At 63.2% G+C, this 25,756-nt stretch carries 26 protein-coding genes; 7 read left to right on the top strand and 19 right to left on the bottom strand.

The annotated features are described in order from the left end of the window. Positions 1 to 12: 12 nt before the first annotated feature. The 13 genes from paaI to AC0L3B_RS01060 all read right to left on the bottom strand — a co-directional run bounded on the left by paaI (position 13) and on the right by AC0L3B_RS01060 (position 10,327). Positions 13 to 462 (bottom strand): hydroxyphenylacetyl-CoA thioesterase PaaI, encoded by a 450-nt coding sequence (paaI, locus tag AC0L3B_RS01120; RefSeq protein WP_018457016.1) that lies wholly within the window; start codon positions 460 to 462, stop codon positions 13 to 15. Positions 463 to 517: 55 nt separating this feature from the next. Further along, positions 518 to 1,600: a 1,2-phenylacetyl-CoA epoxidase subunit PaaE gene (gene paaE, locus AC0L3B_RS01115; protein ID WP_018457017.1), complete on the bottom strand. Its 1,083-nt coding sequence runs from the start codon at positions 1,598 to 1,600 to the stop codon at positions 518 to 520. Positions 1,601 to 1,602: 2 nt separating this feature from the next. Further along, positions 1,603 to 2,106, bottom strand: a complete 504-nt coding sequence (paaD, locus tag AC0L3B_RS01110; protein ID WP_018457018.1) for a 1,2-phenylacetyl-CoA epoxidase subunit PaaD — start codon at positions 2,104 to 2,106, stop codon at positions 1,603 to 1,605. Then, positions 2,100 to 2,870 (bottom strand): 1,2-phenylacetyl-CoA epoxidase subunit PaaC, encoded by a 771-nt coding sequence (gene paaC, locus AC0L3B_RS01105; protein ID WP_018457019.1) that lies wholly within the window; start codon positions 2,868 to 2,870, stop codon positions 2,100 to 2,102. The genes paaD and paaC overlap by 7 nt, the downstream gene beginning before the upstream one ends. Beyond that, complete coding sequence (gene paaB, locus AC0L3B_RS01100) at positions 2,870 to 3,157, bottom strand: 1,2-phenylacetyl-CoA epoxidase subunit PaaB (RefSeq protein ID WP_008136594.1); 288 nt, start codon at positions 3,155 to 3,157, stop codon at positions 2,870 to 2,872. Before paaB ends, paaC begins: the two co-directional genes overlap by 1 nt. A gap of 10 nt (positions 3,158 to 3,167) precedes the next feature. Then, positions 3,168 to 4,160 (bottom strand): 1,2-phenylacetyl-CoA epoxidase subunit PaaA, encoded by a 993-nt coding sequence (gene paaA / locus AC0L3B_RS01095; protein WP_026233283.1) that lies wholly within the window; start codon positions 4,158 to 4,160, stop codon positions 3,168 to 3,170. Positions 4,161 to 4,233: 73 nt separating this feature from the next. Further along, positions 4,234 to 5,100: a phenylacetic acid degradation operon negative regulatory protein PaaX gene (paaX, locus tag AC0L3B_RS01090; protein WP_018457021.1), complete on the bottom strand. Its 867-nt coding sequence runs from the start codon at positions 5,098 to 5,100 to the stop codon at positions 4,234 to 4,236. A 92-nt stretch (positions 5,101 to 5,192) separates the two neighbouring features. After that, a complete protein-coding gene (locus tag AC0L3B_RS01085) occupies positions 5,193 to 5,963 on the bottom strand; it encodes an esterase/lipase family protein (protein ID WP_018457022.1) in 771 nt (256 codons plus the stop codon). A 201-nt stretch (positions 5,964 to 6,164) separates the two neighbouring features. Beyond that, entirely contained in the window at positions 6,165 to 7,451 is a 1,287-nt protein-coding gene (locus AC0L3B_RS01080) for a DUF445 domain-containing protein (protein WP_018457023.1), read from the bottom strand. Between the two features lie 165 nt (positions 7,452 to 7,616). Beyond that, positions 7,617 to 8,072, bottom strand: a complete 456-nt coding sequence (locus AC0L3B_RS01075; RefSeq protein WP_018457024.1) for a phasin — start codon at positions 8,070 to 8,072, stop codon at positions 7,617 to 7,619. Between the two features lie 202 nt (positions 8,073 to 8,274). After that, positions 8,275 to 8,868, bottom strand: coding sequence for a GNAT family N-acetyltransferase (locus AC0L3B_RS01070; RefSeq protein ID WP_473379916.1), 594 nt, complete (start codon positions 8,866 to 8,868; stop codon positions 8,275 to 8,277). Further along, a complete protein-coding gene (locus AC0L3B_RS01065; protein ID WP_473379915.1) occupies positions 8,865 to 9,947 on the bottom strand; it encodes a PHA/PHB synthase family protein in 1,083 nt (360 codons plus the stop codon). The genes AC0L3B_RS01070 and AC0L3B_RS01065 overlap by 4 nt, the downstream gene beginning before the upstream one ends. Beyond that, the gene (locus tag AC0L3B_RS01060; protein WP_018457027.1) at positions 9,944 to 10,327 is read right to left on the bottom strand and encodes a hypothetical protein; all 384 of its coding nucleotides are present in this window, start codon (positions 10,325 to 10,327) and stop codon (positions 9,944 to 9,946) included. Before AC0L3B_RS01060 ends, AC0L3B_RS01065 begins: the two co-directional genes overlap by 4 nt. Before the next feature lie 170 nt (positions 10,328 to 10,497). Between AC0L3B_RS01060 and AC0L3B_RS01055 the strand changes: the two genes are divergently transcribed. Both AC0L3B_RS01055 and AC0L3B_RS01050 read left to right on the top strand, forming a co-directional pair. Continuing rightward, the gene (locus AC0L3B_RS01055; RefSeq protein ID WP_018457028.1) at positions 10,498 to 11,412 is read left to right on the top strand and encodes an alpha/beta fold hydrolase; all 915 of its coding nucleotides are present in this window, start codon (positions 10,498 to 10,500) and stop codon (positions 11,410 to 11,412) included. Positions 11,413 to 11,561: 149 nt separating this feature from the next. After that, entirely contained in the window at positions 11,562 to 12,026 is a 465-nt protein-coding gene (locus tag AC0L3B_RS01050) for a nuclear transport factor 2 family protein (RefSeq protein ID WP_018457029.1), read from the top strand. Between the two features lie 28 nt (positions 12,027 to 12,054). Here AC0L3B_RS01050 and AC0L3B_RS01045 read toward each other — a convergent pair whose 3' ends face one another. The 6 genes from AC0L3B_RS01045 to AC0L3B_RS01020 are packed head-to-tail and all read right to left on the bottom strand — an operon-like array spanning position 12,055 to position 19,699. Further along, entirely contained in the window at positions 12,055 to 12,729 is a 675-nt protein-coding gene (locus AC0L3B_RS01045) for a polyamine aminopropyltransferase (protein ID WP_473379914.1), read from the bottom strand. Between the two features lie 30 nt (positions 12,730 to 12,759). After that, on the bottom strand, positions 12,760 to 15,993 hold the full coding sequence (locus AC0L3B_RS01040) for a bifunctional cytochrome P450/NADPH--P450 reductase (protein WP_473379913.1): 3,234 nt from the start codon (positions 15,991 to 15,993) through the stop codon (positions 12,760 to 12,762). A 45-nt stretch (positions 15,994 to 16,038) separates the two neighbouring features. Beyond that, on the bottom strand, positions 16,039 to 17,034 hold the full coding sequence (locus AC0L3B_RS01035) for an alpha/beta fold hydrolase (RefSeq protein WP_085385882.1): 996 nt from the start codon (positions 17,032 to 17,034) through the stop codon (positions 16,039 to 16,041). A 10-nt stretch (positions 17,035 to 17,044) separates the two neighbouring features. Beyond that, positions 17,045 to 18,595 (bottom strand): wax ester/triacylglycerol synthase family O-acyltransferase, encoded by a 1,551-nt coding sequence (locus AC0L3B_RS01030; RefSeq protein WP_473379912.1) that lies wholly within the window; start codon positions 18,593 to 18,595, stop codon positions 17,045 to 17,047. Between the two features lie 46 nt (positions 18,596 to 18,641). Beyond that, complete coding sequence (locus tag AC0L3B_RS01025) at positions 18,642 to 19,442, bottom strand: esterase/lipase family protein (RefSeq protein WP_018457034.1); 801 nt, start codon at positions 19,440 to 19,442, stop codon at positions 18,642 to 18,644. Beyond that, complete coding sequence (locus AC0L3B_RS01020; RefSeq protein ID WP_007593837.1) at positions 19,442 to 19,699, bottom strand: DUF6489 family protein; 258 nt, start codon at positions 19,697 to 19,699, stop codon at positions 19,442 to 19,444. Before AC0L3B_RS01020 ends, AC0L3B_RS01025 begins: the two co-directional genes overlap by 1 nt. A gap of 304 nt (positions 19,700 to 20,003) precedes the next feature. Here AC0L3B_RS01020 and AC0L3B_RS01015 point away from each other — a divergent pair, with 304 nt between their 5' ends. The 5 genes from AC0L3B_RS01015 to AC0L3B_RS00995 all read left to right on the top strand — a co-directional run bounded on the left by AC0L3B_RS01015 (position 20,004) and on the right by AC0L3B_RS00995 (position 25,727). After that, entirely contained in the window at positions 20,004 to 21,599 is a 1,596-nt protein-coding gene (locus AC0L3B_RS01015; RefSeq protein WP_085362291.1) for an ABC transporter substrate-binding protein, read from the top strand. 104 nt (positions 21,600 to 21,703) lie between these two features. Beyond that, positions 21,704 to 22,684 (top strand): ABC transporter permease, encoded by a 981-nt coding sequence (locus AC0L3B_RS01010; protein ID WP_473379911.1) that lies wholly within the window; start codon positions 21,704 to 21,706, stop codon positions 22,682 to 22,684. A 10-nt stretch (positions 22,685 to 22,694) separates the two neighbouring features. Then, positions 22,695 to 23,666, top strand: coding sequence for an ABC transporter permease (locus AC0L3B_RS01005; protein WP_473379910.1), 972 nt, complete (start codon positions 22,695 to 22,697; stop codon positions 23,664 to 23,666). 88 nt (positions 23,667 to 23,754) lie between these two features. Further along, entirely contained in the window at positions 23,755 to 24,741 is a 987-nt protein-coding gene (locus AC0L3B_RS01000; protein ID WP_085352225.1) for an ABC transporter ATP-binding protein, read from the top strand. After that, positions 24,738 to 25,727: an ABC transporter ATP-binding protein gene (locus tag AC0L3B_RS00995; RefSeq protein WP_473379909.1), complete on the top strand. Its 990-nt coding sequence runs from the start codon at positions 24,738 to 24,740 to the stop codon at positions 25,725 to 25,727. The genes AC0L3B_RS01000 and AC0L3B_RS00995 overlap by 4 nt, the downstream gene beginning before the upstream one ends. Positions 25,728 to 25,756 lie beyond the last annotated feature (29 nt).

The following is a 25,756-nucleotide window of genomic DNA, read 5'->3' as shown; positions in this document are numbered from 1 at the left end:
CATTGCTTTCCTTTATTGATCCTGCGCCGGCAGCCAGTTTCCGGGAATGACCCGCGAATGCCCGCGGAATTCGGCGATGACTGTATCGCCGGCGGTGACGCGCACGTCATAGATGCCGGAGCGGCCGCCACGCGTGACCTCGCGGGCCTTTGCGACGAGGCGATCGCCGAGCTTGCCCGGCTTGATGAAGGTGATCTGTCCCTGCGCCGCCACGACGCGGTCGTTGTGCGAGTTGCACGCGAAAGCGAAGGCGGAATCGGCCAGCGTGAAGATGAAGCCGCCATGGACGATGCGCTGACCGTTGACCATATCCGGCCGCACATTCATCGCCAGCGTCGCGAACCCCGGGCCGATCTCGACGATCTCCATGCCGAGTCCTTTGGAGGCATCGTCCTCCGCCCACATCGCATCGGCGCAGGCGCGGGCAATATCCTCGGGCGACAAGGCGGCTTTGACGTTCACGCGCTTCTCCCGTCCGATTGTTTGGACACGATGTTCTGCTGCCTGGCTAAAACTGTCAAACGTGGTCGTAGTCGACCACGACCCGCTCCGACGATGGCTTGGCCTGACAGGTCAGGACAAAGCCGGCCTTCAGCTCCCAGGGTTCCAGCGAGTAGTTGATGTCCATCGGCGCCTCGCCCTCCACCAGTTTGGCACGGCAGGTCGAGCACATGCCGCCCTTACAGGCGAAGGGCAGATCGACACCGGCGCGTAGCGCGGCATCGAGGATCGCCTCGTCCTCTGCCACCGGCACGTCGCGGCGCTTGCCGTCGATGATCAGCGACGCGATCGCTTTCGGCGGCGCGTCCGGCGCAACGATCTTCTTCGGCCGCGGCTTGCCACCGAACTCCGAGACAAACCGCTCGACATGGATACGCTCCTCCGCGATGCCGAGATCGCGACAGGTCGCCTCGATGTCCTCGCTCATGCCGGACGGACCGCAGATGAAGACGTGATCGACGCTTTCCGCCGGTACCAGCGAGCGCAGCAGCACCCTCACCTTGTCGCCGTCGAGCCGGCCGTGCAGGATCGGAATGTCCTGTTCCTCGCCCGAGATGACGTGGAAGATCGAGAGGCGGTCGATGAAGCGATCCTTGAGCTCTTCGAGCGCCTCGAGGAACATGATGTTGTCGGTCGTGCGATTGCCGTAGAACAGGAAGAAGCGGCTGTCGGCTTCGCGCGCGAGGACGCCCTTGACGATCGACAGGATCGGCGTGATGCCGGACCCAGCGGCAAAGCCGACATGGATGCGGCCGCCGCCGGCCGGCGGGATCACGCCGAAGCGTCCCGTGGGCGTCATCACGTCCAGCGCGTCGCCACACTTCAAATCGTCCGCTGCCCAGCTCGAAAACGCGCCTCCATCAACCTTCTTGACGGCGATCCGTATCTCGCCGTCGTCGGGGCCGGAGCAGATCGAATAGGAGCGGCGCACTTCCTCGCCATCCAGCATGGTGCGGAGTGTGAGGTATTGGCCGGGCATGAAAGCGTAGTCGGTCGCAAGCTCCGTCGGGATGGCGAATGTCAGCGATATGGCGTCCGACGCCTCGCGGCGGAGGTCGTTGACGGCCAGGCGATGAAAGCGTGGTGCGACTGCTGACATGGTCAATGACACTTGAAGTAGTCGAAGGGTTCGCGGCACGCCCTGCAGCGCCAGAGTGCCTTGCAGGAGGTGGAGCCGAATTCGGACAGCAGCTCGGTATTCGCCGAGCCGCATTGCGGGCACACAACGGCTTGCTCGCCGAACAGCGCGCGGCGTGAATTCGAGGCCTGCGGCGGTGCGATGCCGTAGGCATGAAGCTTCCGGCGGCCCTCTTCGCTCATCCAGTCGGTGGTCCAGGCCGGCGACAGCACGGTGCGGACCTTTGGACTGCGGAAACCGGCGCGCTCCAGCGCGACCTCGATTTCCAGCGCGATCATGTTCATGGCCGGACAGCCCGAATAGGTCGGGGTGATCGCGACCTCGACCTGATCGCCGTCGAGGACGACATCACGCAGCACCCCGAGATCGGCGATGGTCAAAACCGGGATTTCGGGATCGACCACGCTCGCCGCGGCATCCCAGGCCCGTCGGCGCAGGTCGCTATGGGGCTCCAGCACCGTCACCATGTCTGCCCCGGGAAGGTACGCTGTATCGATTGCAGCTCTGAGAGGAGATGGCCGAGATGCTCGCTGTGCCGGCCCACGCGACCGCCCTGCTGCATCCAGTCGTTCTGCGGCAGCTTGAGCGTTGCTTCGCCGATCACATCCGAAAGTGTCGTCAGCCAGCGACCCCGCAAGGTCCCTGGGTCTACGGCGATACCGGCATGGATCAAGGCGCGCTCGCCGTCGTCGACGGCAAACATCTCGCCGGTGAACGCCCAGAGATGATCGATCGCAGCTTGCGCGCGGGCATGGCTCTCGTCGGTGCCGTCGCCGAGCCGGATCATCCACTCCGAGGAATGCCGCAAATGATAGGCACTCTCCTTCTCCGACTTCGCGGCAATCGCAGCGAGCGTCGTATCGCGCGAGGTCATCATGGCGCGCCAGTAGAGATCGGCGAAGGCGGAATAGAAGAACTGCCGCACCATCGTCTGGGCAAAGTCGCCGTTCGGCTGCTCGAGGAGCAGCAGATTGCGATACTGCCTGACATCGCGAAGGTAGGCGAGCTTGTCTTCGTCGTTGTCCTTGCCTTCGGCTTTGGCTGCGTAGGTGTAGAGCTCGCGGGCCTGGCCGATGAGGTCGAGCGCGATGTTGGAGAGCGCCATGTCCTCTTCCATCATCGGCGCATGCCCGCACCATTCCGACAGGCGGTGGCCGAGGATCAGCGCGTCGTCGGCGCGGCGTAATGCGTAGAGCACCAGCGGTGTTTCGGAGACCTCGATGTTCGCCATCACATGTGTCCTACTTCCTCAGGCACCTCGTAAAACGTCGGGTGGCGGTAGATCTTTGATTCCGCCGGCTCGAACATCATGCCCTTCTCGGCGGGATCGCTTGCGGTGATCGCCGTCGACGGCACCACCCAGATCGAAAGGCCCTCACCGCGACGCGTGTAGATATCGCGGGCGGCTTGCAAGGCCATCGTGGCGTCGCTCGCATGCAGCGAGCCGACATGCTTGTGCGCGAGCCCGTTGCGGCTGCGAATGAAGACTTCCCACAGCGGCGTGTTCGGCGTGGCCATCGCAATCTCCCTACTCTGCCGCTTGTGCAGTTCGACGCTGCGTGCGCTTTGCGGCATAGCTAGCTGCCGCCTCGCGCACCCAGGCGCCCTCATCGTGCGCCTTGCGGCGTGCCGCGATGCGATCCCGGTTGCATGGGCCGTTGCCGGCGAGCACCTGCTTGAACTCGGTCCAGTCGATCTCGCTGTAGCGCCAGTGCCCATCGGCGTCCTGAATCATGCCGGGATCGGGAATGGTCAGGCCGAGATATTGCGCCTGCGGCACGGTGGCGTCGACGAACTTCTGCCGCAGCTCGTCATTGGAGAAGCGCTTGATCTTCCACTTCGTCGAGGTGTCGCTGTGCTGGCTGGTGGCATCGGGCGGGCCAAACATCATCAGCACCGGCCACCACCACCTATTCAAGGCATCCTGCGCCATCGCCTTCTGCTCGTCCGAGCCACGGCACAGCGTCAGCATGATCTCATAGCCCTGGCGCTGATGGAACGACTCCTCCTTGCAGACGCGGATCATCGCGCGCGCGTAAGGACCATAGGAGCAGCGACACAGCGGAATCTGGTTCATGATCGCGGCGCCGTCGACCAGCCAGCCGATGGTGCCGATGTCGGCCCAGGTGAGGGTCGGGTAGTTGAAGATCGAGGAATATTTGGCCTTGCCCGCGAGCATGGCGTCGACCAGCTCTTCGCGCGAAGTGCCGAGCGTCTCGGCCGCGGCATAGAGATAGAGCCCGTGGCCGCACTCGTCCTGCACCTTGGCGAGCAGCGCGGCCTTGCGGCGCAAGGACGGCGCGCGGGTGATCCAGTTGCCTTCGGGCAGCATGCCGACGATTTCGGAATGAGCGTGCTGGGAGATCTGGCGGGTCAGCGTCTTGCGATAAGCCGCCGGCATCCAGTCGTTCGGCTCGATGCGCTCCTCGGCATCGATGCGCGTCTGGAACTGCGCAGCCTTGGCCGCATCCTCGAGGCCGCGATCATCGGTCTCGGCCGTGTTCAGCGCCTGGGTATACATGCGCATCCTCCCATTTTATTGAGCAATATATAACAAGAATCAGATCACGCAAGATATTTCTGTAACATAACAATCAAGTCTCGAATCTCCTCTCCAGGAGTTTCCGCGCCAGCGGCAATGGCCCCTTTTCATTGGTCCCACGACCATCAAGCCATTGTTCCGATGGGACAAGCAGCGCGCGATAGATGTCGCCGCACAACGCACGGGCGGCCTTGCCTGGCCAGTTCGCCGGAAGCAGGCTTTCGGGCAGCAGCGGATCGCGCAGCACGACTCGGCGATAATGGTGGATCAGGAGGATGCGCGCCGTGAAGGCGTCGGCCTCGGACAAGTCGCTGCCGCGCGCGATCGCGGCGCGCAGCGGCTCGAACGTCTTCATGAACTTGAGATAGGCGTCCGCGGTGCGATCCAGTGGCCAGCTCGCACTGAGCAGCCGGCGACCACTGTCATCCTCGGCCGAGACCTCCAGACGGATGGCGCCCGCGGCCTCGCCGGGCACTGGCACGCCTGACGGGGCGACCCACACGCCCGGCAGCGGGCTGCCGAAGCCGGCATTGCGGAGCGCCTCGCGCGAGGCATCGCGATCCTCGCCATTGCCGATCAGAAGCAGCTCGAAGCGCCCGGTCCAGTCGGATGGCGGCGGATCGTAGATATGGCGTGTCGCGGCCTCGAAGATCTGGCGGCCCTTGTCGGCCAAGCGGTAAAAACTATTGCGGCCGACCTTTTCGCGCGTCAGCCAGCCATCGGCAGCAAGCCGCGACATCGCGGTACGCACCACGCCGCTGTCGATGTCCAGGGTCTCGAAGAATTCCAGCAGCGTGCCGAGCCATACCGAACCGCCACGCGGCACGATGGCATCACCGAATACCGTGATGACGATAGAGCCGGTGCGCGACGGCTCGCGCTTGAGCTGATCGATGATGCGGGACAACGGATGCGCCATGCGCGAGGCATAGCGCGTTTGGTGCGGGCACGACAATGGACGGGTGCGACGCTCTTCTCCCTTGCCCCGTTCTTACGGAGAGAGGCAAAGAATTACCGATGCGGATCGGGATAGACCACGCTGCGCCAGCCGCTGCGGTCGAAGGGCCGCCAGCTGCCTTCCTTCTGCGCAAGGCGATCAGCCACCGCGAAGACAGCGGCGGGATGATGGCCCATGCCGCAATGGCTGCTCTCGATCTCGATGCTCTCGGTCTGCGCGCCCGTCTTCTCCATGCAGCCCTGCCAGGCGCAGACGCCGTCGGTGCGGCTGAAGATCGCCGTGGTCGGCACCGGCGGCGGAACGGCGAGATCGCCGCCGAACTGCGGGTCGACCTCGTTGGACTTCCGGCCGCTCGCCCATTCATAGACTCGCCAGGCATTGGTCGAATGCGGATCGCCGGCAAAGGGGCTGCCGAGCGTGATCACCTGGCGTACGCGGTCGGGCATCATCTTGGCGAGCTGGCGCGCATAGAGACCGCCGAGGCTCCAGCCGACCAGGCTGATCTTGCGGCCGTGCCTGTCGCTGAGCTCCTGAACCAGATCCACCATCGCGTGCTGCACGCCCTCGCGCAGGCCATAGTTGCGGCCTTGGCGCCAGCCGCTCACCGCATAGCCCTTGCCGGACAGAAAGGTGCGCAGTGCACGCGTGGACCCGTCGGAGGCCACGAGGCCCGGCAGAACCAGCACCGGATGCCCATCGCCGCGCGGCGCGAGGCTGAGCAGCGGCAGCGCGCCGAGGAAGGCGCCGAACTCGTGGATCGCTCGCCCTTCCAGGAACATCAGGGTGCGAGACGGCGGGCTCAGCGTCTGGGCAGTAGCGGTCATCAATGGTCCCCTTGGGAAAATTGCTGAAAAGGCCACCGGTTGTTTGCCGGCAAATGGGTATGGGATTCCAACACGCCGGCTTCTTGATCGTTCCGCAACGCAACATGAATCAGCTAGGCAGCGGGTTCCCGACATTCAAGCGGGAGACACTCCGGGCCACAATAGGCCCGCGCGTTAATGCTGACGTCCGTGACGCAAAAGTCACAACAATCGAAGCAGGAATTCTACGGAGTAAAGCGCAAGACCCGCCAGCCCGCCGATCAGCGAGCCGTTGAAGCGGATGTATTGCAGGTCGCGGCCAATGTTGATTTCGATCAGCGAAATCAGCTGCGCCATATCCCACGATTTGACCTGGTCGGAGATGAAGGTCGAGACGCCGCTCTTCTGGTCCGCGACGAAACTGCGCAGCACCGCGACCAGCCCCTTGTTGATCTCGCCGCGCAGCTCGGCATCGCCCGCAAGCGCTTCGCCCGCCGCGACACACATGCCCGCGAGATGATGCTGCAGCACCTGCGTCTCGCCGCTTGCACTACGTTCGATGAAGGACCGCGTATTGGCCCAGACGGTGCGGGCGAGATCGGCAAGCTCGGGACGCGCGAGCAGATCGCGCTTCAAGCCGTCGATGCGGTCGATATAGGCCTGGTCGGTGCCGAGCCGGTCGACGAAGCTCAGCACCATGCGATCGAACTCGCCGCGAAAAGGATGTTTGGGATCGCTGCGCACTTCATTGAAGAACGCGGTGGCGGAGGCCACGATCTTGTTCACCAGAAACTTGTCGGCGCGATAGAGCCTGAGCAAGGTCGGCAATTCCGCGCGCACCTTCTCGCGGATGATCGCCATCGTCTCGGTCTGGTTCAGCGTCTCGTGCATCACGCGCAGAAGATCGTCGAACAGGATCTGGTGCCGCCCTTCCGCGACGAAGCCGCGCAACGTGCCGGCCGCGAGCGGCGCCAGATCGACGGCCTGGAGCTGCGAGGACATGCGGCGGATGATGAAGGTCATCAGACCGGAGCTCTCGGTCGCGGAGACAGCCTCCGGCAGCAGGCGCAGCGCAAAGCGCGCGAGGTCATCGCTGCGCTTGCGATCGCGCAGCCAGTCGGCGACGAAGGAGCCGAAATCGATCTCCTTCAGCTTGGCCTCGACGGGAGCGGCCTCGAGGAAATGCACCTGGATGAACTCGCCGAGCTTGTCGGCGATACGGGCCTGGTTGCTCTGGATGATCGCGGTGTGTGGGATCGGCAGGCCGAGTGGACGCTTGAACAGCGCGACCACCGCATACCAGTCGGCGAGCCCGCCGATGGTCGCGGCTTCGGCGAAGGCCGCGATGAATCCGAACACGGGATGTACGGGCAGCAGCCATTTCGCAACGACGAACAGGACAAGCGTCGAGCCCAGCACCAGCGTCGCCAGCGCTTTCACGCGGCGCAATTCGGCTGCGCGTTCGGCATCGCCGGGAGTGTCGAAAGAGAAGGCGCCTGATGGAGTCATCACAGCATCACCCTATCCGTCATTGCGAACGAAGCGAAGCAATCCAGAGTCTTTCCAAGGAGGCAGACTGGATTGCTTCGCTTCGCTCGCAATGACAGCTACGGCGGAATAACAAAAGGCCCGCCGAAGCGGGCCTCAAATTCAGTTTTTACTCAGGGGGCCGTATCAGGCGGTCTTGTTGTAGACCTTGGCAAAATTGTCCTGAGCGGACTTCGCACCGTTAGCGGCGAGCTTGCCGAAATAGTCGGTGGTCGCCTTGGCGCGCGAGACGAACGCTTCGCCGCGGGCGCGGAGCAGGCCGGACTGGATCTCGACAGCTTCGCTGAACGACTTGGCGGACGCGAGCTTGTCGATGCCCGCGAAGAATGCCTCGGCGTCCTCGTAGATCGCCTGCTGGATGTTGCGGCTGATCTTGCCGGCTTCGGTGACGGTCTCGGTCACCGCGTTTTCGACGGCGGCGGTCACGCGCTCGGAGCCAGCGAACACCTCGGCAGCACGATCCTTGGCAGTGTTGGCGGACTTCTTGACGAACTCGCGGGCGGCCTCGGGAACTTCCAGGTTCTGGATGTTCTTGAACGCGTCCTTGAAGCCTTCGAAAACGGTGTTGGTTTCGGTGGTCATTGGGGGTCTCTCCATCCTCATTGGTTGAGCTATGGGCTCACCCCGTCCGGTTTTGGCCCGGGGCACGGCTTATATGCCATAGTTAATTGTGCGACGCAATATCCATATTGCAGTGCGATATCACGAAACCGTGAATAGCCATGTTGAGAGGCATCTGGCGCCTCCCTGACCATCCGGGTTCCCGAACACCGTCCAGCGGTTCTCAATGCTGGACGGCGCCAAGCAGCCCATAGGCCTCCATCTGGGCCTGGACCTGCGCGATGTTGTGCCCGAGCACGACGATATCGTGGGTCTTGCCGTCGACGTCGCGAACATGGTCGCGCAGCAGTGCCTCGGCCTTGAAGCCAAGGCTCTCGAACAGGGTGATCGCCGCCTGCTGATCGACCGTCATTTGGACCGAGAGCTTCTCGAGGCCGGGCCCGAGCGCGAGGGCGAAGGTCTCCTGCGACAGCGTCCTTCCCACCCCCTTCCCGCGCACGTCGAGCGAAACCACCATCCGGATCTCGCCGACATGAGGCGACCAGGAGTGCGGATCGCGCACCAGCGTGCCGCAGCCGACGACCGTGCCGTCCCTGACCGCGAGCAGGCTCGTGATCGCGCCGCGCGCGATCTCCTTGACCCAGGCGGAGAGCACCTTCGGCTCACTGATGTTGCGCGGCAGGAACAACAGGTCGTGGGTCGGCAGGCCCTTGCCGAAGGCGAGCACCGCGGCTTCGTCCGCCGGGGACATCAGGCGGATCTCGATATCGCCCGCGTCCGTCTTCACATGGCGCGGATAGGAACGCTGCTCACTCATGTCGATCTCTTCCCCAGCCAGGAATCCAGTTTCGGCCACAGCCGCTTCACCGCATTGGCGCCGGCGACCAGCGAGACGTGACCGCCCTTCAGCATCACCTCCTCCTTGTCCTCCGATCCGATCTTGGCGATCAGGTGCTTTGCCGCCTCATACGGCACGATGTGGTCATGCTCGGCGACCGCATGCAGGAACGGCACCTTGATGTCCTCGAGCTTCGCCGCACGGCCGCCGACCGACATGGTGTCGTTGAACAGCTTGTTGTCCCACATCAGGTCCTTGGTGATGGTGCGGAAATATTCGCCGGCCAGCGGCAGCGTGTCGGTCGCCCAGCGGTCGAACATCCGGTAGGATTTGACGAACTCGTCGTTCCAGATGTTTTCCCAGAGCTGGATCTGGCTGACGGTGCGGGAGGCCGGGCGCAGCATCTCGAACGACGACAGGATCATCTCGGGCGGCACGTTGCCGACGCTGTCGACGAGGCGATCGACGTCGAAATAGCGACGGTCGGAGAAGTTCGAGAACAGCTTCATCTCGCGAAAGTCGATCGGCGTGGTGAAGCAGATCAAATTCTTCATCGGCCCATCCTTGTGGATCGAGCCGTAGAGCAGCGACAGCACGCCGCCGAAGCAATAGCCGATGACGGAGACGTCCTGTTCGCCGGAATCCTGCTGCACGCGGCGGATGCAGTCCGGGATGAAGTCGAGGACATAATCCTCCATGCGGAGGCTCTTCTCCTCCGGCCGTGGCGCGCTCCAGTCGAGCATGTAGACGTCGTAGCCGCGCTTCAACAGGAACTCGATGAAACTCTGGCCGGGCACGAGGTCGAGAATGTAACCGCGATTGGTGGTCGCCATCACGATCAAAATCGGAATTCGATAGATCTCGTCGGACATCGGTCGATAGTGGTAGAGGCTCATCGTGCCGCGTGAATGCAGCACGTCCTTCGGCGTCGACCCGAGCGTGGGGCCGGACGTCGAGAAATATTCGACGCCCTTGATGCTTCTCTGGATGGCGCGTTGCACCTCGGACTGGATGCGCTCCGGGATCCCTGCGAGGTCTGATCCGGCGGGTGCATTCATGTCTTCTCTCCGCCTTCAGACGGCGGGCGCTTGGTGCGCGGCGGGCGCAATGCAGTATCGGAGCCCTGAGAAATTCCGGAACTTGCCGCCATCTGGCTCAGCATCGACTTGATCTCACCGATCTGTCCTTCGATGGACTGTAGCCGTTCCGCAAGGCCGGTGACCTGGTCCCGGCTCGGCAGATTCATGGAGACCAGATATTTCTCCATGAGGTCGCCGAGCTGCTTCTGAGCACCTGCAGCAACGCCGCCGGCCCGGTTCACGGCTTGCGAAAACTCGGGCGACGACATGGCCTGATTGGCGAAGGAGTTGAACCCCTTCTCCATCTCGCCAACCATCTTCTGCCACATGGCAATGGGGTCGTTGCTTTTGTCGGTCATCGGCGTCCTCCTGAAAGCGAGAGCTTCGATGCCCTTCCTTTTTCGCCATACCACACCGTTGCGCGGTGCCGGTCAACCAGCAAGCAGCGGGTCCGGTGTCGCGGACGCGGCTTCATTGCGAGGGGAAACCGTGCGATACAGCATTAATCAAAAGCCGAGGGAACGCACCCGTGAACGCCTATCATCCGCCGCAAACCGTCCACGCCAACGGCATCGACATCTGTTACGAGACTTTCGGCAACGACAGTGCCGAGCCGCTGCTTCTGATCATGGGGTTAGGCGCCCAGATGATCCACTGGGACGATGCGTTCTGTGAGCAGCTCGCCGCGCACGGCTTTCGCGTCATCCGGTTCGACAATCGCGACATCGGCAAGTCGAGCCATCTCACAGGCGGCAAGCGTCTGACGCCGCTCGAGCTGTTGAAGCTCCGGTTTCTCAGGATTCCCGTGGCCGCAACCTACAAGCTGATCGACATGGCAAAAGACACTGTCGGGCTGATGGATGCGCTCGGCGTCAAGTCGGCGCACCTGGTCGGGGCGTCCATGGGCGGCATGATTGCGCAGGAAGTGACGTTGTCGTTTCCCGAGCGGGTGCGCTCGCTCACCTCGATCATGTCGACGACCGGCAATCCGCGCCTGCCGCCCCCGACACGCGAGGCCGCCGCGATGCTGATGGCGCCGCCGCCGCGCAGCAAGGAGGAGTTCATCGTCCGCTACGGCCAGACCTGGAACGTGTTGCGGGCCGGGTCCTTCCCGGAGGAAGAGGCGCTCGATCCCGGTCGTGCCGAGCGCGTGTTCGCGCGCGGGCTCAATCCGGCCGGTGTCGGCCGGCAGCTCCGCGCGGTGCTCGCCTCGGGTAGCCGCAAGGAGCGGCTGCATGGCGTCAAGACGCCGACACTCGTCATCCACGGCACCGTCGATCCGCTGGTCCGCCCCCAGGGCGGCAGGGACACGGCAGAGTCAATTCCGGGGGCCAAGCTGCTGATGATCGACGGCATGGGCCACGCGCTGCCGATGCGGTTCTGGCCGGACATCATCGACGCCATCGCCAAGCACGCCCATGGCGCGGAGGTGCAGGCGGCGTAGATTGACCGACGCAGACAGTCTCCTCACGGTGACCATGTGAGCTGCCGGTTACTCTCTTAACGCGTGCCGGTGCGAAAGCTATACAGGCCTCCTTCAATCGCTGAGAACCTCAATCGCCAACAAAGAGGCCGCGGCCTCTCGGAGTTCACATGCATCTCATCGTCCGGTCGGCCGCAATCGTCGCTGCTTCAGTCCTCACGCTGTCCCTCGCCAGCGGCGCCGCGATGGCGGGTGGCGCGCAAGAAGAAGCCAATCGCAAAACTGTCCTTGCGTTCTACGAGAAGGGGCTCAACCAAAAGGACGCCGATGCAGCCCTCGCCTATGTCGGCGACCGCTACGTCCAGCACAATCCAAACGCGGCCGATGGTCCGGACGGATTCCGAAAGTTCATCGGCTTCCTCCGGGATAAATTCCCGAACTCGCACAGCGAGATCAAGCGCAGCTTCGTGGATGGCGACTACGTCATCCTGCACGTTCACGCGGTACGCGAGCCCGGCAGCAGGGGCAATGCGATCGTCGACATCTTCAAGCTGGAGAACGGCAAGGTTGTCGAACACTGGGACGTCGTGCAACCGATCCCGGAAAATCCGGCGAACAACAACACGATGTTCTGACGATCGAACCGGTTGCTGGGCAAGCGGCCTAGCTCTTCCTCGCCATCCAGATCACGTGACGTGCGCCACCGCCTCTTCCGGTGGCGCGGATATTGACTTCGTTGACGTCGAATCCGGCGCTCCCGAGCCGCTTGGTGAAGGCCGGGTTGGGCCCCGAGGACCAGACCGCGAGCACGCCGCCCGTCCGCAGCGCCGTCTTCGCCGCCTTCAACCCGCTCGCATTGTAGAGCGCATCATTGCCCTTCCGGGTCAGCCCTTCCGGCCCGTTATCGACGTCGAGGAGGATGGCATCGAATGCCGACCGCTGCGCCCGGATGATTTCGCCAACGTCGGTTTCCCGGATGCCCACCCTGGAGTCATCGAGACTGTCGCCGAACACCTGCGCCATCGGACCCCGCGCCCAGGCGACCACCGCCGGCACGAGCTCGGAGACAACGATCTTCGCCTTGCTTCCGAGCACGGTCAGCGCCGCACGCAGCGTAAAACCCATGCCCAGGCCCCCGATGAGGACGACAGGTTTTGCGACCGTCTCGATCTGCTTCGCCGCGAGCGTGGCGAGCGCGGCCTCCGAGCCCGACAGGCGGTTGTTCATCAGCTCGTTGGTGCCGAGCTTGATGGAGAACTCCTTGCCTCGCCGCATCAGGCGAAGCTCTTCATCGGAGCCGGGGATTTTGGCGGTGTCGATCTTTTCCCAGGGAATCATGCGAGAGCTTTAGCACGTCCGGCTGCCGGGTTATCCACCCGCCCATACGTCCAGCACATACCGGTTCTTCGCACCCATCTCCTCGATCCAGCGGGCAGCCGTGGCGGCATCGCTGCCGCTCTTCTCGCGATGGATCGCGACCAGCCCCGCCTTCACGTCGGGCTCCATCTTGCTGCCGTCGCCACAGACATAGACGATCGCGCCCTGCTCGATCAGCGGCCAGATCTTGTCCTTCTGCGCAGCGAGGACGTGCTGCACATAGGTCTTTGGCCCCTCCGCGCGCGAGAACGCCGTGAACAGCTCGGTGATGCCGCTCGCCGCCAGCGCCTTCAGCTCGTCCGCGTAGAGAAAATCCTGATCGGGATGACGGCAGCCGAAAAACAGCATGGCCGGACCGAGCGCGGCGCCCTTGACCTTGCGCGCGGCGCGCTCCTGGAGGAAGCCGCGGAACGGCGCCAGTCCCGTGCCCGGGCCGATCATGACGATCGGCACGGATGGATCGTCCGGGAGCCGGAAGCCGGCCTTGGTCTCACGCACGGTTGCATGGATCACGTCGCCCGCGCGTCGATTGGCGAGATAGTTCGAGCAGATACCCTTGTAGGTGCCGCGGCCGGAGGCGGCCGGTCCTTCAACCACGCCGACCGTGACGCTGCAACGAACCGGGTCGACCGACGGCGAAGACGAGATCGAGTAATAGCGCGGCGCCAGCAGCGAGAGCATTTCCAGATAGACGTGGAACGGCAATTCGCAGGCCGGATATTCGAGCAGCAGATCGAACACCGATTTTCGCCTGGCCAGAATCTCGCTGCGATAACGCTCGAGTGTTTCAGGCTCCTCGCCAACGAAGGCCAGCAGTTTTGGTTTCGTGACCGGACAACGCGTATGCTCGGTCATGATCTGAATCTGCTTTCGTGTCGCCACTTGCTGGAGCTCGACGAACTCGCTGAGCAGGCGGCCCACTGACACGGCATCGCCGACCGGCAATTGCGCGCGGCGGCCTTCGGCGACCTGAAGCCTGATCTGGTCGGCCGGCAGGAAGCCGAAGCGACGGGCAACCGAATCCACCAGCGTCGGATCGTTGCGCGGGACCACACTCAGATGATCGCCGACGCGGTACGTGATGTTGGACGGCAGCTGCACCTCGATGTGGCGCGTCGAGCGCTCCGACGGATTGGAACCGGCCTTGTTCTGAAGCTCGTCATTGACCAGCACCTTCATGGCCACCGCGCCGCCCTGGGCGACGATGGTGTTGACGGCGGTCACCGCGACCGGCTCGATCGCGTAGAGCGGATCATCCTCCGCGGTACGGGTGAAATTCCAGTCGATGCCGAATTCCTTGGTCGCGACCTGGGCGGCCGCCGGGAACCATTTCTGAAACTGGCCGTCGAGATCGCTGCGCGCATCGCCTTCGCCACGCGGATAGACCGCGCGCGCACCATGCGCCGATAATTGTTCATCGATGAAGCGCGGTACCGATTGATAGGTCGCGGCCCAGTCGCTGTTGCCGCAGCCGAACACGGCGTAGCGCACATCGGCAAACGCATCCTTCGGCAGCTCGTCGCCGAGCCATTTGACAAATTGTGTCGCATTGTCCGGCGGCGCGCCGTTATAGGAGGCGCAGATGATCAGGACGCCGCCCTCCCGCGGCAGCTTGCCGACGTAATCGTCGAGCGGCCCCAAATGCACGGCAAAGCCGTTGATCTCGGCAAGGTCGGCCATCCGCGTCGCCAGCTCTTCGGCGGTGCCGAGATTGGAGCCGTAAAGTACGAGCATCGGCGTGTTGTGGCCGGGGCGCGCGGTGGGCTGGCGCGGTGCCTTCGGCGCCGACGACACCGCTACAGGTCCACCATAGGCGCCGCGCTCGCGATCGGCGCGCGGACGGACCTTGATCTTGAAGCCTTCCGGCTTCATCGTGAGCGTTTCCTTCAGATGCATCTGGTAGCGCTGGTGGTCGACCAGCTTGAAGCGCTGGAGGATCATGCCGAGCGCGAGCGCGGCCTCGTGCATGGCGAAGCCGCGGCCGATGCAGGCGCGCTGGCCGTTGCCGAACGGCTTCCAGGCATTGATCGGCCGTTTGGCTTCCGCCTCCCGGCTGAAATTCTCCGGATCGAACGCATCCGGGTTGGGACCCCAGACAGAGGGATCGCGATGCAGCGCGGTCACCAGGATGGTGGTGAACGTGCCCTTCCTGAGCTTGTACTTGCCGCCGCCGATAGCCTCGTCGTTCAGTGGGGAGATGCCATAGGCCGGCGCCGGCGGCCATAGCCGCAGCGCCTCCTTGAGGATCTGCGTGATGTAGGTGAGCTGCGTGACCTGTTGATAGGTCGGACGCACGTCGACATTGGGACCGAGGACGCGGTCGACCTCGTCATAGGCTTTTTTGAGAATGTCGGGGTGCTTGAGCAACGCATAGAGCGCGCAGGACAACAGGCCGCTGGTGGTCTCGTGGCCTGCGATCAGGAACGTGTTGATCTGGTAGCGGATGTTGACGTCGTCGAGCTGCTCGCCGGTCGAGCGATCGACGCCCGTCATCATCGCCGCAAGCATATCCTTCTTGTCGTCGGTCGCCTCGCCTCCCTTGCGGCGCTCCGCAATGATCTCGTCGACCATCCTGTTCATGAAGTCGACATCTTCAGCCATGGTCTTGCGGCGCTTCTGCATCCAGAGCTGCTCGAACGGCAGGCCGCGCGTCATCATGATGGTTTCGAGCGAGCGCACCAGCGACTCGACGAAGGGGTGGTAATCGCGCCGGTAGAACGAATTGAAGCGGTAGTCGAAGCCGCACAGGCCGATCGTATCCAGCGTCAGCGCCGTCATGTCGTGGACGACGTCGATCTCGTCGTCGGCGTTGAGCCGTTCCCATTTGCCGACGAGCTGCTCCGCGATGTCGACCATGCTCGGGTGATAGGACTGCATGGCGCGGTTGCCGAAAGGCTGGAGCAGGATGTTGTGCGCCTTGCTCCAGTTCGGCTCCCTGGTGTCGGCCGTGAACAAGCCGTCGCCGCCGACCGCGCGCACCCGCCGCAGGGCACCGCGCACCGTCTTGTCGAAACGCTTCTCGTCGGAGAGCTCGTCGACGAGATCGTGGCCGGAGACGACCACGATCGGCGAGCCCATCATGTCGAGCCAGAAGATCGGCCCCAGCTCCTTGGCAAGCCGGGTCAGATGCTGCACCGGTGCGGCCGAATCCAGCGACAGCATGTTGCCGACCACCGGCTTGGTCGGCGGCTGCGGGATCGGGTCCAGACGGTTCTTCGATGACATTAAAAGTGCTTCCCCTGCCTCGGTATTCAACGCCGTCGTTGCGAGCTAGCCAAACCGCCTTCTACGCCATTCGATCAGCTTGGCGCTGACTTCCTCCGGCTTCTCCTGCTGCGTCCAATGGCCGCTGTCGCGGACCAGATATTTTTCCAGATCGGGGATCAGCTTGTCCATGCCATCGGCGGAAGACGGCGGCAACACCGCATCGTTCTCGGCCATGATCATCAGCGACGGCACGCGCACCGTATGATCGAGCCCTTCGGCGCGCATCCAGTTGCGGGACATATTGCGGTACCAGTTGATGCCGCCGGTGAAGCCCGTCCTGGTGAAATTGTCCACGAACACCTTTTTCTCTTCCGGCGACAGGATCGGCGTGCGAGGATCGTGCTTCGCATCGTAGCCCGCGATCATCTGCGGAAATGCCAGGTTCAGTCGCGGGGAGGCACCGACACCCGCGACGACTTCCTCCGCCGGAGCATCTGCCGGGCGCGCTACGGGCTTGCGCATGAAGGCATCGAAGGTCTGCTCGACGCGACTGCCAAAGATCTTGTCGGGCTCACGCGCGGGATCCTGGAACTGCACGATATACATCTTTTCGCCGAAGCGCGCGCGCAGGAGCTCGATCGGATCGGCCCAGGCGCGGTTGGTATGAGGCGTATTGATGCCGACCACGCCGGCGACCCGGTCGATGTGCCGGAGTGGCATCTGCCAGACGATAAAACCGCCCCAGTCATGGCCGACGAAGATCGCCTTATCGATCTGAAGATGGTCGAGCAGGCCGATCAGATCGCCGGTCAGGTGCTCGATGTCGTAGTCCTCGACCGGCTCTGGCCGGTCGGTCGCGCCGTAGCCGCGCTGGTCCGGCGCGATCACGCGGATGCCGGCCTCGCTCAGCGCCTTGATCTGGTGGCGCCAGGAAAATGCGAGTTCGGGCCAGCCATGGCACAGCACCATCGGCGGCTTGTCTGTAACCGGGCCCGCCTCGTAATAGCCCATGCGGATTCCGTTCGTCTGTACGAACTTGAGCGGTGGCATTTCAATCATCGGAACATTCCTACTCAGCGGCGCCCTTGATGTCCGCCGCGGGCGAAGCATAGGCAGCCTCGAGCGCGGCGAATTCTTCCGGCAGCATGTCGCACATCACCTGCACGTGCGGAATGATGTTGGCGCCGACGATGAAGCCGAAATCGAGCTGGTCGCGATAGCTCTGCACGGTGATGTTGAGCGCCTGTCCGTGCGTCGAGATCGATACCGGGAAGATGTGCAACAGCTCCGCGCCCGCGGCGTAGAGCGTCTGCCGCGGCCCCGGCACGTTGGACACCGTAATGTTCGCAGCCGGCGGCAACACATTCGACAAGTCGGAGCGGCTGTAGAGCAGCGCCATGATCTGCACGACAATCGGCGCGCCCAGCATCGAGATATTGGAGATCTGCGGCATCAGAGCCCGTAGTGGATGCGACATCTCCTTGGACTTGGTCGATTGCGCGATAATGGCTTCCAGGCGTGCCTTGGGATCGTCGATGTTGGTTGCGATCGAGCAGATCATGCCGAACACCTGGTTGTTGGCGTCGGTGTTGCCCTCCTCGCGCAGCGAGATCGGTACGGCAGCGGTCAAGGACTTCGCCGGCAGCGTTCCATGTTGCTGCAGGTAGCGCCGGACCACCCCGGAAGCGAGCGCCAGCACGACGTCGTTGAGTTTGCCGCCGGCCTGCTTGGCCAGCGCCTTGGATCGCGACAGCGAAATCGAGACACCGGCGAAGCTGCGCTCGGACGAGATCGATTTGTTGAGCATGGTCGGCGGCGAGACCATGCTGGCGAGGCTCTCGCGCGATTTTGGATCGGATATCTTGCCGAGCACGTCCGAGACGCTCTTGACCATGGTTGGGATGTTGCCGGCAAAGCGCACCGCACTCTCGATCTGGTACATCGCATTGTCGAACAGGATCGAACCGATATCGCTCTTGCCGGTGCGTGGCAGCTGCAGATTCTTCGCGGCCGCCGATGCATCGAGCGGCTGGGTGAAAAGCTGCTGGTAGGAATCGACCAGGTTCGCTGCGATGTCGCGCGGCTCCTGCCCGGGCTTCGCTCCCGCGGTCGGCGGATCGACCTTCCGCGGGATCGGCGAGATGTCGTAGATCATGTTGGTCAGCGCCGCACCGGCGCCGCCGTCGATGGCGGCATGATGCATCTTGGAATAGAGCCCGACCTCGTTGTCCTTCATGCCCTCGAACACGTAGAACTCCCAGAGCGGGCGGGCACGGTTCAAGAGCTTGGCGTGCATCCAGCCCACGATGCGTTCGAGCGTAGCGCGGTCGCGCGGCTGCGGCAGGCTGGCGCGGAAGATGTGACGGTCAATGTCGAACTGATCGTCCTCGATCCAGGAGGGATGATCGATATCGAGCGGCGCCTTCTCCAGCCGCGCTTTGAGGATCGAAGCGATGTGCAGGCGCGAGACGATCATCGCCTTGAAATCTTCGAAGAAGTCGCCCTTGTAGTCGTCCGGCAGACGAAAGATCGCCATGCTCCCGACATGCATCGGCATTTCCGGCGTTTCCAGATAGAGAAACGACGCGTCCAGCGACGACAGCTTCTTACCGTCAGCCATAGTTCCCTCCCGAGTATTTGACGGGCGCCTTAGGCGGCGCTTCTCGTCAGGCCGATACTGCCTGTTCCGGCGGGGCATATGCAATGGCAAACGGCCCTGCCCTGTCAAATGGCCAGAACTCTCCCTCCGGTTGCGCAAGGCGGTCCGCCACGGCCCACAGCGCCGCGGGATTCACCCCAAGCCCGATATGGCTCGCCAGGTGCACCTCGATGTTCTCGGCACGGTCGGAGGGACGCAGCAAGCAGGTCCGCCAGTTCACAATCCCGTCGGCGCGCGAATAGATCGACGTCGCCGGCACCGGAAGATCGCCGGCGATCGCCACGCGCAGCTCGGCGAAATCCTCGACACGCTCGCCGGACATCATCTCGTAGAGCCGCGTCGCATTGGTCGCCCGTATGTCATTGGCAAAAGGGCTGCCGAGCGTGATGGCATTGCGGACCATGTCGGGCGCCTGGAGCGCGAGATCGCGCGCATAGACGCCGCCGAGACTCCATCCGACCAGGCTGACCTTGCGGCCGCTCGCAGCATGGATTTCGGCTAGACGGGCGCGCAACGAATCCCGCATCCGTCCGAACCCGCCGAAATTTCGGCCCATCCGCCAGGCATGTGCCTCATAGCCAAGCTCGCTGAGATAGCGCCGCATCGGCGCCATCGAGAGATCGCTGGCGAGGAAGCCAGGCAGCGCCAGCACCGGATGGCCGTCGCCTTTTGGCGCCCGCATCAGGACCGGCGACAGCAGCAGGCTGGCGTTGAGTTCGAGCAACCCACGGGCTTCGGCGAGCAGCAAAGCAAGGCCCGGCGGACGAAGCCGGCCTGAGGTCTGCGGCCCGTCCGGACCGGGCGGCATTATTTCTTCTTATCGCCGCTGCGCGTGCCGCCGAGGCCGGCCATGGTGACGAACATGTCCTGAAATCGCTCGGCAAGCTTTGGATCGAAGGTGAACCAGCTCTGGATCAGCGATTCCGGCGAGACCTTGTCGATGTTGCTCAGAACCTGCTGCTGCAGCTTGTCCATGACCGCCGTCTGCATTGGTGCCAGGTCGGGCAATCCGATGAACTGACGGGCTTCGAGGGGGGTACAGTCGATTTCGATGTTAACTTTCATGTCCCCTCCAGATGAGATTCGAGCGGCCTACTGCAGTATCGCCGCGAGGCGGTGTACAACGCAAGCGACCTGAAGCCGGTGGCGGCGCTCCGGCTTCCCCGATCGGCGGATATGGTCAATCAAAATCGGCCGCGGCCGCGCCCGTCCTCCCGTCATGCCGGTCAGCATTGCTGCACAGCGGTGCAACTTGGCGCGTTCCTTGCTGGAATGGCGCTTGCACGGGTCGAGAACTCTGGGCAACATGGTTCGATCAGCCCCGCCGAACAATCAAAAATGACGGTGCGGGCGAGTGGAGAGGTCAAGAATGTCAGTCGGACGAAGTCTGTTTGCGGCGACGCTCGCCAGTATGCTTGCGTTGGCGGTCTCGCCGGCGTCGAGCCAGACGCTGCGCTACGCCAACCAGGGCGATCTCAAGTCGCTTGATCCGTATTCGCTGAACGAGTCCACCACGCACGCTCATCTCGGTCACGTCTATCAAGGCCTCACCGCGCGCGACAAGGACCTGAAGATCATCCCGGCGCTGGCTGAGAGCTGGGAGACACCGGAGCCGACCCGCTGGCGCTTCCATTTGCGCAAGGGCGTCAAATTTCATAACGGCGACCCCTTCACCGCCGACGACGTGCTGTTCTCCGCCGATCGCGTCCGCAACAAGAACTCGAACATGCAGACCCGGCTGGCGCCCAACGTCAAGGTCGTCAAGGTCGACGACTACACAGTCGATTTCGTCCTGCCCTCGCCCAATCCCATCCTAAATTCGTCGTGGGATGTCTGGTACATCATGGACAAGAAATGGGCTGAGGAGAACAAAGCGGTCGAGCCGACGCCGGTGTCCGCGACCTCTCCGAGCTATGCCTCGCTTCACGAGAACGGCACCGGTCCCTTCATCATCGAAAGCCATCAGCCCGGTGTGAAGACCGTGTTCAAGGCCAATCCCAACTACTGGGGCAAGATGGAAGGTAATCTGAAGGAGATTATCTTCACCCCGATCTCGTCCGATGCCACCCGCGTCGCCGCGCTGCTCTCGGGTGAAGTGGACGTGATCGAGCCGGTGCCGATCCAGGACATCTCCCGCGTCGATGCGAGCCCGAATGCCCAGGTGCTGAAGGCCCCTGAGTTGCGCACCATCTTCATCGGATTCGATCAGACGCGTGACGAGCTGCTCTACTCCAACATCAAGGGCAAGAACCCGTTCAAGGACGTCAAGGTCCGCGAAGCCTTCTACAAAGCGATCGACATCGAGCTGATCAAGACGCGGGTGATGCGCGGGCTGTCGACGCCCTCGGCGCTGATGATCGCTCCGGAATTGTTCGTGCTGTCTAAGGAGTTCACCCGGCCGAAGTTCGATCCAGATGGTGCCAAGAAGCTCCTGGCCGAGGCCGGGTACCCCGAAGGCTTCGAGGTCACCATGGATTGCCCGAACGATCGGTACGTCAACGACGCGGCGATCTGCCAGGCCGTCGTGGGCATGCTTGCCCGCATCGGCGTCAAGATCAATCTGCTGGCGCAGCCCAAGGCGCAATACTTCGCCAAGGTGTTGAAGCAGGGCGGCTATCAGACCTCGTTCTACATGCTGGGCTGGACGCCGAGCACGATGGACTCCCATAACGTGCTCTACGACATCATGGGCTGTCGCGACGATGCGAAATCATCGCGCGGCGAGGCCAATCTCGGCGGCTATTGCAACAAGGAATTCGACGCCATCACCGACAAGGTGCTGGTCGAAACCGAGACCACAAAGCGCAACCAGCTGATCAAGCAAGCGTATGAGATCAGCATCAAGGACTGGGCTTATATTCCGCTGCACCAGCAGGCGCTGGCCTGGGGCGTATCGAAAAAGGTCAACCTGCCGCAGCGCGCCGACAATCTGGTCATGTTCCACTGGGCGACCAAGAAGGAATAGCGTCAGTTGAACACAAGGTCCCGGCAGCGTCAGGCTATCGGGACCTTTCCTTTTTCGGCTGACAAAGACGTCGGCCAGACGCACACTCAAGGAAAGTGGAAGGCATGCTCGCTTTCACTCTTCGCCGGGCCGTTCAGGCCATCGGCGTCATGTTCGCCGTCGGCATCATCGCGTTCTCGATGTTCCGCTTCGCCGGCGACCCCATCAACCAGATCGTCTCGCTTGATACGCCGGCGGCCGAACGCGCCGCCGTGCGCAAGTCGCTGGGCCTCGATGATCCCGTGCCGGTGCAGTTCGTGCGCTATTTCGCCGATGCGGCGCAATTCAAGTTCGGCGTCTCCTATCAGTTCCGCCAGCCGGTCTCGACGCTGTTGATGGAGCGTATGCCGGCAACGCTGGAACTTGCGATCTGCGCGACCGTATTTGCAATGGTCTCCGGCATCCTGATGGGCGTCTATTCGGCGCTCAGGCGCGACACCCTGCTCGCCAAATTATTCCAGGCCGTTTCGCTGATTGGCATCTCGCTGCCGACTTTCCTGATCGGCATCCTTCTGATCTACCTGTTCGCAGTGACGTTGGGCTGGTTGCCCTCGTTCGGCCGGGGCGAAGTCGTCAAGCTGGGTTGGTGGACCACGGGCCTGTTCACATTGTCGGGCCTGAAGGCGCTGATCATGCCCTCGATCACGCTCGGCCTGTTCCAGATGACCCTGATCATGCGGCTGGTGCGCGCGGAGATGCTGGAAGTGCTTCGGACCGATTATATCCGCTTTGCCCGCGCCCGCGGGCTGACAACCCGTGCCATTCATTTCGGCCACGCGCTGAAGAACACGCTGATTCCCGTGATCACGGTAGCCGGCCTGCAGTTTGGCTCGGTTATTGCATTTTCGATCATCACCGAAACCGTGTTCCAATGGCCCGGCATGGGACTTCTGTTCGTGCAGGCCGTGCAAAACGTCGATATCCCGATTATGGCCGCCTACTTGCTGATGGTCTCATTGATTTTCGTCACCATCAATCTGGTGGTCGACATCCTCTACACCGTCGTCGATCCGCGCCTGCGCGCGGCCGTCGGCCGCGCCACATAAGGCAGCCTGTATGTCCGAAGTGGTCGCCTCAAATCCTGACAAGCCGAGCACGCTGCCGACGCATGCCGCCCGCAGCTGGTTCAGTCGCGCACTCAACAGCGACATCTTCTATTCGTTTCGCCGATCCAAGCTGACCATGGTGGCGGCAGTCATTACCGTGCTGTTCTTCCTGCTCGCGATCTTTGCCTCCGCGCTCGCGGTGCAGGACCCGTTCGATCCGGCACAGCTCCAATTGATGAATTCCCGGATCTCACCGCTCTGGACCGCCGAGGGGCAGAGCCCGTTCCTGCTCGGCACCGACGAGCAGGGCCGCGACGTGTTCTCCGCCATTCTCTACGGGCTGCGCATCTCGCTCGCCGTCGGCGTGGCCGGCGTGATCTTCGCCGGCGCGCTCGGCATCGCGCTTGGCCTGGTCGCCGGCTATTTCGGGGGCGCGGTGGACGGCGTGATCATGCGGATCGCCGACGTGCAACTCACTTTTCCCGCCATCCTGATCGCGCTGCTGGTCAACGGCATCGCCAAATCGATCCTCGGCAACCGGCTGGATGCAACCAGCATGCTGGTGGTGCTGGTGATCTCGATTGGCCTGAGTTTCTGGGTCGGGTATGCCCGCACGGTGCGCGGTTCCGTGATGGTCGAGAAGAACAAGGATTACGTGGCGGCCGCGCAATTGATCGGCCTTCCCGCACCAAAGATCATGTTCCGCCATGTGCTGCCAAACACGATGGGTCCGATCCTGGTCATCGCCACGATTAACCTTGCGCTCGCCATCATCACCGAGGCAACGCTGTCCTTCCTTGGCGTCGGCCTGCCCGACACAATGCCCTCGCTCGGCACGTTGATCCGCATCGGCAACAACTACCTGTTCGCGGGCGAATGGTGGATTGTGGCCTTCCCTGGTATCGCGCTCGCTGCCCTGATCCTGTCGATCAACCTGCTCGGCGACTGGCTGCGCGACGCGCTCAACCCGAAGCTCCGATGAACGACATTTCGATGAGCAAGACTCGGATGAGCGAGACTTGGATGAGCATGATTCGGATGAGCAAAACCTGGATGAGAGCGTCTCGCTCATGACCGACCCCATCCTCTCCGTGCGTAATCTTCAGGTCGAGTTCGCCTCCCGCCGCGGCACGCTACGCGCCATCGATGGCGTCTCCTTCGACATCGCCAAGGGCGAGGTACTCGGCGTGGTCGGCGAATCCGGCGCCGGCAAGTCCGTCACGGGCTTGGCTGTGATCGGCCTGATCGATCCGCCGGGCCGCATCGCCGGCGGCGAGATTCGCCTTGCGGGCCTGCGCATCGACAATTTGCCGGCAGAGGAGCTGCGCCGTATCCGGGGAAAACGGATCGGCATGATCTTCCAGGACCCCCTCACCTCGCTCAATCCGCTCTACCGCGTCGGCGACCAGCTTATCGAGACGATCAGAACGCATCTGAACCTGTCCGAGACCGCCGCCCGCCGCCGAGCCATCGACCTGCTCGCCGAAGTTGGAATCCCGGCTCCGGAAAAGCGCATCGACGGCTATCCGCACGAATTCTCCGGTGGCATGCGCCAGCGCGTGGTGATTGCGCTCGCGATCTGCGCCGAACCGGAGCTGATCATCGCCGACGAGCCGACCACCGCGCTCGACGTTTCCGTGCAGGCGCAGATCATCTCGCTGATCAAGCGTCTCGGCCGCGATCACGGCACTGCGGTGATGCTGGTGACCCACGACATGGGCGTGATCGCCGAGACCTCCGACCGGGTCGCGGTGATGTATGCCGGCCGCGTCGCCGAGATCGGTCCGGTGCAGGACGTGGTCAGGAACCCGCTGCACCCCTACGCCAAGGGCCTGATGGGAGCGATCCCGACGCTTGCCGGCGACGACAAGCGTCTGGTGCAGATCCCCGGCTCCATGCCGCGCCTGTCGGCGATCCCGCGCGGCTGTTCGTTCAATCCGCGCTGCGCATTCGCATTCGACCGATGCCGCGTGGAGAGGCCGGAGCCGCTGCCGCGCGGCACGCAAGCCGTCGCCTGCCATCTCTATGACGGCGTGCCGGCGGAGAGCGCGGCATGAGCGCTCCCTTCATCCAGGCCACGAATCTGCGCCGCGTCTTCGACGTCTCGAAACCCTGGCTCAACCGCATGCTCGAAGGCGGGCAGCTCGAATATCTCAAGGCCGTCGATGGCGTCACCTTCGACATCAGGAAGGGCGAGACCTTTGCACTGGTCGGCGAATCCGGCTCGGGCAAGACCACGGTGGCGCGGATGGTCGTCGGCTTGCTGCCGCCAAGCTCCGGCAACGTCTTGATCGACGGCATCTCAATGACCGATCCGCGGCAGGCCCAGGCGCGGCGGAAACTGCGCCGCCGCATCCAGATGATCTTTCAGGATCCCTATGCGAGCCTGAACCCACGCTTCCGAGTCGACGCCATCATCTCCGAGCCAATCCGCGCGTTCGACCTGATCGAGGGCGAGCGCGACATCCAGGCGCGGGTCGGAGAGCTTCTCACCCTCGTCGGCCTGCATCCCGACGACAGGTTGAAATTTCCGCACGAATTCTCGGGCGGCCAGCGTCAGCGCATCGCGATCGCGCGCGCGCTCGCCTCCGACGCGGAGTTTATCGTCTGCGACGAGCCGACCTCCGCGCTTGACGTCTCCGTGCAGGCGCAGATCCTGAACCTGATGCGCGACCTCCAGGACAAGTTCGGCTTGACCTACATGTTCATCAGCCACAACCTCGCCGTCGTCCGCCACATGGCGAGCCGCGTCGGTGTGATGTATCTCGGCCGCATCGTCGAGATCGCGGAAGGGCGCGAGCTGTTTGCCCATCCGCGCATGCCCTATACCAAGATGCTGCTTGGCGCCGTGCCTGATCTTGCCATGAGCGGCCGCCAGCGCATCCCCCTGAAGGGCGAGATCCCGAACCCGATCAACCCGCCGTCCGGGTGCGCCTTTAATCCGCGCTGCCCGCTGGCGTTCGATCTCTGCCGTAGGGAAGCACCTGAATTGATCGACGGCGTCGCCTGCCACGCGGTCAACACCGCGCCGGTACCGGCGTGACGCGCGCGTGCCATGCAGCCTTGCGCATT

Source organism: Bradyrhizobium sp. Kon56 (assembly GCF_055807635.1).
Note: the sequence above shows the minus strand (reverse complement) of the source record. Positions and strands in the feature narration are given on the sequence as shown.